Raw genomic sequence first — 6,856 nt, 5'->3', positions numbered from 1 at the left:
CCCGAATCCGGGAACCGCATCGGACAAAACACCATCCGTGACACCCGGAAACCACACCGGAACGCAAGAAAGCGAACCAAGAATTTGGTTTCCATTTGAAAGGGGGTCGGTCGCAATTTTTCCGCATCAGCGGCGGCGACTCGATCTACTTTACACACCCCCAAGACCCCACGCAAATCACCCCTGGGGCGAGCAAGAACCGCGTCAATCCGGGACAAAACAGCCGGTTCGGCCCAAAAAGAAGCCACCGGCGTCGTCATCCAATGCTGTGTGCTGCGCCACTTAATCGCGAAGCCACGAAACTCGCCAAAGTCGGACACGCGAAGCATCAAAGCCCGGCCCCCTGCGCCTTAAACGCAAGAAGGGCCGGCAACCAAGCGGTTGCCGGCCCTTCTAGTACTTCTGGATTACCAGGAAGACTTGGTGATGCCCGGGAGCTCACCACGGTGAGCCATGTCGCGGAAGCGAACACGGGAGATACCGAACTTCTGGAAGGTACCGCGCGGGCGGCCGTCGATGATGTCGCGGTTACGCAGACGGATCGGGGAGGCGTTGCGGGGCAGCTTCTGCAGGCCGAGGCGAGCCTCTTCGCGTGCTTCGTCAGTCGCGTTGGCGTCAACCAGGGTCTTCTTCAGTTCGAGACGCTTTGCAGCGTAACGCTCAACGATGACCTTGCGCTGCTCGTTGCGAGCAATCTTGGACTTCTTAGCCATGTTTAGCGCTCCTCTCGGAATTCGACGTGCTGGCGGATCTTGGGGTCGTACTTCTTCAGGACCAGGCGGTCCGGGTCGTTACGACGGTTCTTGCGGGTTACGTAGGTGTAACCGGTTCCCGCAGTCGACTTCAGCTTGATGATCGGACGTACGTCCTTGTCTTTTGCCACTAGAGCTTCACCCCGCGAGCCAGAACTTCGGCGACGACTGCGTCGATGCCGCGAACGTCGATGGTCTTGATGCCCTTGGCCGACAGGGTCAGCGTGACATTACGGCGCAGGGACGGAACCCAGTAGCGCTTCTTCTGGATGTTGGGGTCGAACCGACGCTTGTTGCGGCGGTGCGAGTGCGAAATGCTGTGTCCAAAGCCCGGCTCGGCTCCGGTCACCTGGCAGTTTGCTGCCATGACGACTCTCCTAAAAAATAAAATGAAACGGCCAGCAGAGTTCCTGCTTCCCGTGCAATAGGCGACGTCCGCAACCAGTCCACACCGTTTTCGGTAGTTCCCGCGGGCTGGATCCCTTGACTGAAACCAGCCAAAGATCACCGCTGCGGCGAAGGTAGTGGGTCCGGACAACAGGCCGGAATACTGGGCGAATACTGGAATGCACGCAACTTGAGCCCCTAACTACCGGCCCGCGGATATCCCGTTGTTACCAACAGTCACCGCCGACCGGAGCAATTGCACACGCTCCGCGCCACCTAGCGCCTAATAAGTCTAGGGGCTGGGGGAAATTAAGACCAATCGGGTGTATAAGAACGAAGTTCCCAACTCATAAGCGGAGGCTAGGCCCTTCACAGGAGATCGAAAGGTTGAGAGTTCAATCTTGAGGCATGAAGTCACAACTCCTCGCCTCCCCAGGCCAACGTGTGGGTATGCCCCCGGGCCGGCCGCCAGCGCCCGAGCGGCGCAATCCCGCCAAGGGAAGGTTCGCTGCGCAGCATCGCCGACGCATGTTCCGGACGGACATGCTCACCGTTGCGCTGTGGGCTTCCCTCGCGGCGGCGCTGGCGTTGTGGCTCGCCGACGGCGGGATGTCGTCGGTCGGGAACCTCACCCAAGCGGTCACCGCCGCCGGGATCCTCGCCGGGCTTGCCGGTATGGATCTGGTTTTCCTGATGCTTCTGCTCGCGGCACGACTGCCTTTCGTGGACGGCGCGGTCGGCCATGACAGGGCGTTGGAGTTCCACCGGAAGCTAGGCAAACCGGCGCTCTACCTATTGCTGGCGCACGGACTTCTCGTCGCGACCGGTTACGGCATGGCCGAGGGCCTGAACCCCGTCAGCGAAGCCGTTTCGCTCTGGGTGCTGGTACCCGACATGTGGTTGGCGTTCGTCTCCATGGCGCTCTTCATTGCCGTGGTGGTCACCTCGCTGGTAGCTGTTCGCCGCCGCTTTCCCTATGAATTCTGGTACTTCGTCCACCTGCTCACGTATTTGGCCGTAGCGGTCGCCCTGCCTCACCAGTTCAGCGTGGGCGGATTATTCGCCGAAGGCACCTGGCAGCGTTGGTACTGGCTGCTGCTCTACATCGGAACAGGCTCGGCGCTGGCGTGGTTCCGTGTCGCCCAGCCGGTGATAGCCACCTACCGGCACCAGTTGACCGTGCGGCGCGTGGTTCCCCTTGCGCCCGGCGTCTTCAGCATCGAAATGAGCGGCCTGCGATTGAACGAATTGTCGGGAAACGGCGGCCGGTTCTTCGTCTGGCGCTTCCTTGCCCCAGGCATGTGGTGGCAGGCACATCCGTTCAGCCTCTCCGCGGAACCGATCATGCCGCCGTCGGGCACGGCATACGGGCGGCCCGCCCAACAGCCCACCTTGCGGATCACCGTCCGGAACCTGGGAGCGGGCTCGGCCCGGCTGGCTTCGCTCAAACCGGGAACGAAAGTAGCCATCGAAGGTCCCTACGGTGTCTTCAGCACGGCGGCCCGGAGCCGGGAACACGTTGTGATGATCGGCGCAGGAATCGGAATCACGCCCCTCCGGGCGCTCCTGGAATCCACCCCCTTCGCGCCCGGCCAGGCGACCGTCCTGTTGCGCGGCAGCACCACTGACGAGCTATTCCTTGGCGACGAGATCCTGGAATTGTGCCGGAAACGCGGTGCCACGCTCTTCCATCTGACCGGCCCGCGGTCGGCGAATCCCCAAAGCGCGTGGTTGCCTGCCTCTGCCGGCACCTCGCGCCTGCGGGACTTCGTACCGGCCATCACCGACGCGGATGTCTACATCTGTGGTCCATCGGCTTGGGCCCGCCAGGTGCTGGCTGAGGCAAAAAGCTCCGGCGTCCGGGAGGAGCAGCTCCACTACGAAAGGTTTGACTGGTGAGACTCAGGGCAGGAATATCAGCGGCGCTGGCGTCGGCGGCAATCCTTGTGGTCGGGTGGCAGTCGGGTGCACACGTGGCTGACTCGAACGCATCGGCGGTCACCACCTCCGCAACCGGAACCACGGGCGGTACCGCTTCAGGAACGGGCTCGACGGCGAACGGAAGCACCGGGAGCAGTGCGTCCGGATCGTCCTCGGGAACCGGAGCCGGCTCCAGTTCCAGTTCCAGTTCCAGTCTGGGAGCCTCGGCCAAGGCAGGCGGCACGTACGCCGGAACCGCAGTGAAGACGCGCTTTGGAACGGTACAGGTCCAGGTAACCATCAAGGCCGGCGTGATCACGGATGTCACAGCCCTGCACCTGACCGACCAAGAGCAACGATCCGTCCAGATCAGCGCCAGGGCAGCACCCCTGCTCCGCTCCGAAGTACTGAGCGCCCAGTCTGCGAACGTGCAGACCATCGGCGGGGCCACCTATACCAGCGAGGCGTATTTGACGTCGCTCCAGGCGGCCCTCGATGCAGCCCACTTCTAAGCCATGCGAGACCGGAGGGGGCAGTTCGGAGCCCCGCCTTCGTTCCCGAACGTTCACCAGCATGGGCACCGTGGTGAGCCTCGCCATCCCGACTGCTCCAGGGATGGCCCCCCAAGCCGCGGTGGAAGAACTCGAGGCGGCCACCGACGTCGTCGAGCAGTTGTTCACGGGGTTGGACCGGACGTTTAGCCTCTACCGTCCCGACTCGGAGGCGAGCGCGATGGCGCGGGGCGAGCTGGCCCTGAGGGACGCCTCCGTGGACATGCGCCGGCTGTATGTCGAGGCTGTCGACTGGCGCAGCCTCACGGCAGGTGCGTTCACGGCGGAACGGCCCGACGGCGTCGTGGACTTGGCCGGGATCGTCAAGGGACATGCGATACGGGAAGCCGGAACGTCGCTGCTCGCGCTGGGGCTGCAGGATTGGTGCCTCAACGCGGGCGGGGATGTCCTTGTGGCCGGTTCGCCGACGCCGGGCACTGCGCGGCCGTGGCTGGCAGGGATTATTGACCCGGAGGATCGGACGACGCTCCTGACCGCGTTTCCCCTCGGCAGCAAGGGCAGGCACGCGCTGGCGACCTCGGGAACGAGCGAACGCGGCCACCACATTTGGTCCGCGGGCCTCCAATCGGCGCGGGACGAGGGGTTCCGCCAGGTTTCAGTGGCAGCGGCCGATATCATCACGGCCGACGTCCTGGCCACCGCCATCATGGCGGGCGGCGCCGGGACCCTCGCGCTGGCCACCTCCCACTGGGACGTGGACGTGCTCGCGGTGAAGAACGACGGCGAACTGCTCGCCACGCCGGGCTTCCGGAAACTTGCTACGGCCGGGTGAGCTGCGGGTACTTCGGGCTGAGACCGTCACCTGAGGACTTGCCCGTCACGCGGCGGACCACCCACGGGGCTGCGTGTTCACGGGCCCAACGCGCATTGGCCCGCAACGCTTCCACGCGCGCAGGCTGGGGTTGCGGGACCGGCGGCGGAACCTCGAGGGAACCTTCGTGCTCCAGGACGGCCAGCACCCGGTTGGCCATGTTGATGTGGCCCGCAGTGGACATGTGCATCCGGTCCTGCGCCCACATATGCCAGTCGTGGTATTCGCTGAAGCGCCAGTAGTCCACCACCAGCGCACCGTGGTTTTCGGCGATTTCCCGCAGCAATTCGTTGTAGATCGCGGTGCGTCCGCGCATGGTGCCGAAAACCTTGGAACTGCGGGCATCGAAGCCCGTGAAGAGAAGCAACGTGGCGCCGGTGGCACTGAGCTTCCCGATGCCGGCCTCGTAGTCTTCCATCAGCCTGTCGATATCGACTTTGGGGCGGAAGATGTCGTTCGCGCCCGCATATAAGGTCACCAGCGTCGGTTGAAGCGCGACGGCGGCGTCCACCTGCTCTGCCATGACTTGCCGGAGTTTCTTGCCCCGGATAGCCAGGTTGGCGTAGCCGAAATCGTCGTTGCTTTGGGCCAATTGATGGGCAACAAGGTCTGCCCATCCCCTGACCCCGTTGGGGCGCGAGGGGTCGGCGTCGCCAAGTCCTTCGGTGAACGAGTCACCCAATGCCACGTACCGGGCAGAAAAATCCATGGCGCCAGTCTTTCATCAGTGCGGGGCGGCCGTCACGTGGGGCCGCTGCTCAGGGCGCGGCGGCTCCGGCACCGGCCGCGGGCAGCAGTTGCCGCCGGCAGCGAGGCCGCTGGCGTGGCGCCGGCGGCTTAGCGTTCGCGCAGGATCCAGTGATCGTCGTCCAACCGGGCCACGATTTTCTCGCCGATCCGCGCGAGGTCCGCAACGTCGTCGTCGGTCATGGCGTCCAACATCAAGGCGCGGACGGCATCCACATGACCCGGGGCGAGGGACACGATGGTGTCCATGCCGGCCTCGGTCAGGTGCGCCACGGTGACACGGGCATCGCCCGGGTGGGCCTCGCGCTCCACCCAGCCGCGCCTCTGCAGCTTGGTGACGACGTGCGACAGCCTCGACAAGGAAGCACTGGTGCGAGCGGCAAGTTCACTCATCGGCAGGAAACGCCCCTCCGCTTCCGACAACATGGCGAGCACGTTGTAGTCGAAAAGCGACAACTTGCCGGCCGCTTGCAGTTGGGTGTCCAGGGCTGCGGGCAGCAGGGTGTTGATGCTCAGGAGGGCCAGCCAGGCACGGCGTTCGTCGGCGTTGAGCCAGCGCGGTTCGGTCATGGATTCATCTTAGAAGGAAATCAATGCTTGACACTTCAACTTAAGGTCATTATTGTTTTAGTTGAAGCTTCAAGTAACTGATCGTGAACGAATCGTGAGCACTCAAGCAAAGGAAACAACAATGGCTGACATCACCATCATCGGTACCGGCAACATGGCGTCCGGCATCGTGGCCCGCGCGGCCACCGCAGGCAAGAGCGTCCAGGTCCTCAGCCGCGACGCCGGCTCCGCTGCTGCCGTTGCGGCGACGGTCAACGGAACCTCCGGCATCACGGGATCCCCGGTGGAAGGCAGCATCGTGGTGCTGGCCACCCCGTTCGAGGCCTCCAAAGAAGTCCTTTCTTCCTATGGCTCAGCGCTCAACGGCAAGACGATCGTGGACATCTCCAACCCCGTGAACTTCGAGACTTTCGATTCCCTCACCGTTCCCGCCGGGACCTCGGCCGCCGAAGAACTGCAGGCCTTGGTCCCCGGCGCATCGGTGGTGAAGGCCTTCAACACCGTCTTCGCCGCCACGCTCGCGGAGGGCGAAGTGGACGGCCAGACCCTCGATGTACTCGTGGCGGGCGACGACGCCGAGGCGACGGCCGCCGTCGTCGACTTCGTCAAAGGTGCCGGGCTGCGTCCGGTGAACGTCGGACCGCTGCGCCGCTCGCGTGAGCTCGAAGCCTTCCAACTGCTCGTCATGACTCTCCAGATCAGCGACGCCCACCCCGACTACAACTGGAACTCTGCAGTCAAGCTCCTGCCGTAGTTCACTTTCGGAGGGCGGCCGCTTGTGGCCGCCCTCCGCGTTGTAGGCTGGGCGGCATGTTCGTGGTTTCGCTGACCTACAAAGTTCCCGACGAGATCGTCGATTTCCACCGCCCCGCACACATGGATTGGGTCAAAGAAGCGTTCGACGCCGGCACTTTCGTTGCGTCCGGACGTCGCGTTCCAGCCATCGGAGGTGTCCTGTTGTCCAACGTCGACCGTGCAACACTGGACGCTTCCCTGGCGACGGATCCGTTCTACGTCAACGGAGTGGCCGACTTCGAGATCATCGAATTCACGGTCACCACGGCATCCGCGGGCTTCGAAAACCTGCTGGACTAGTT

General features: G+C 63.8%; 11 protein-coding genes. 5 read left to right on the top strand and 6 right to left on the bottom strand.

Going from position 1 to position 6,856, the window contains the following annotated elements; genetic code table 11:
* The 4 genes from VLA65_RS14530 to rpmB all read right to left on the bottom strand — a co-directional run.
* Nucleotides 1–320, bottom strand: a 320-nt coding sequence (locus tag VLA65_RS14530) for a hypothetical protein (RefSeq protein WP_332602916.1), incomplete at its 3' end; no start/stop codon positions are given.
* Between the two features lie 87 nt (nt 321–407).
* Entirely contained in the window at nt 408–713 is a 306-nt protein-coding gene (gene rpsN, locus VLA65_RS14525; RefSeq protein ID WP_028267656.1) for a 30S ribosomal protein S14, read from the bottom strand.
* Between the two features lie 2 nt (nt 714–715).
* On the bottom strand, nt 716–883 hold the full coding sequence (gene rpmG, locus VLA65_RS14520) for a 50S ribosomal protein L33 (RefSeq protein WP_003798558.1): 168 nt from the start codon (nt 881–883) through the stop codon (nt 716–718).
* Nucleotides 883–1,119 carry a 50S ribosomal protein L28 gene (gene rpmB / locus VLA65_RS14515; RefSeq protein ID WP_078107326.1) on the bottom strand — a complete coding sequence of 79 codons (237 nt, stop codon included), beginning with the start codon at nt 1,117–1,119 and terminating at the stop codon, nt 883–885. Before rpmB ends, rpmG begins: the two co-directional genes overlap by 1 nt.
* 428 nt (nt 1,120–1,547) lie before the next feature.
* Between rpmB and VLA65_RS14510 the strand changes: the two genes are divergently transcribed.
* From VLA65_RS14510 to VLA65_RS14500, 3 genes are all read left to right on the top strand, one after another.
* A complete protein-coding gene (locus VLA65_RS14510; protein WP_332602915.1) occupies nt 1,548–3,038 on the top strand; it encodes a ferredoxin reductase family protein in 1,491 nt (496 codons plus the stop codon).
* A complete protein-coding gene (locus VLA65_RS14505; RefSeq protein ID WP_332602914.1) occupies nt 3,035–3,571 on the top strand; it encodes an FMN-binding protein in 537 nt (178 codons plus the stop codon). The genes VLA65_RS14510 and VLA65_RS14505 overlap by 4 nt, the downstream gene beginning before the upstream one ends.
* Nucleotides 3,572–3,632: 61 nt before the next feature.
* Nucleotides 3,633–4,403: an FAD:protein FMN transferase gene (locus tag VLA65_RS14500; protein ID WP_284991998.1), complete on the top strand. Its 771-nt coding sequence runs from the start codon at nt 3,633–3,635 to the stop codon at nt 4,401–4,403.
* On the opposite strand, the gene VLA65_RS14495 is transcribed toward VLA65_RS14500, so the two are convergent.
* Both VLA65_RS14495 and VLA65_RS14490 read right to left on the bottom strand, forming a co-directional pair.
* Nucleotides 4,390–5,151, bottom strand: coding sequence for an SGNH/GDSL hydrolase family protein (locus tag VLA65_RS14495; protein ID WP_284991997.1), 762 nt, complete (start codon nt 5,149–5,151; stop codon nt 4,390–4,392). The two genes, VLA65_RS14500 and VLA65_RS14495, sit on opposite strands and share 14 nt — an antisense overlap.
* Nucleotides 5,152–5,279: 128 nt before the next feature.
* Nucleotides 5,280–5,759 carry a MarR family winged helix-turn-helix transcriptional regulator gene (locus VLA65_RS14490; RefSeq protein ID WP_234754501.1) on the bottom strand — a complete coding sequence of 160 codons (480 nt, stop codon included), beginning with the start codon at nt 5,757–5,759 and terminating at the stop codon, nt 5,280–5,282.
* A gap of 121 nt (nt 5,760–5,880) precedes the next feature.
* Here VLA65_RS14490 and VLA65_RS14485 point away from each other — a divergent pair, with 121 nt between their 5' ends.
* The gene (locus tag VLA65_RS14485; protein WP_284991996.1) at nt 5,881–6,513 is read left to right on the top strand and encodes an NADPH-dependent F420 reductase; all 633 of its coding nucleotides are present in this window, start codon (nt 5,881–5,883) and stop codon (nt 6,511–6,513) included.
* A gap of 56 nt (nt 6,514–6,569) precedes the next feature.
* Nucleotides 6,570–6,854 carry a YciI family protein gene (locus VLA65_RS14480; protein WP_059388678.1) on the top strand — a complete coding sequence of 95 codons (285 nt, stop codon included), beginning with the start codon at nt 6,570–6,572 and terminating at the stop codon, nt 6,852–6,854.
* Nucleotides 6,855–6,856 lie beyond the last annotated feature (2 nt).

It is taken from the genome of Arthrobacter sp. S2(2024), assembly GCF_036662515.1.
Lineage (GTDB): Bacteria > Actinomycetota > Actinomycetes > Actinomycetales > Micrococcaceae > Arthrobacter.
The sequence above is the reverse complement of the archived record's forward strand: the minus strand, read 5'-3'. Positions and strand labels throughout refer to the sequence as shown.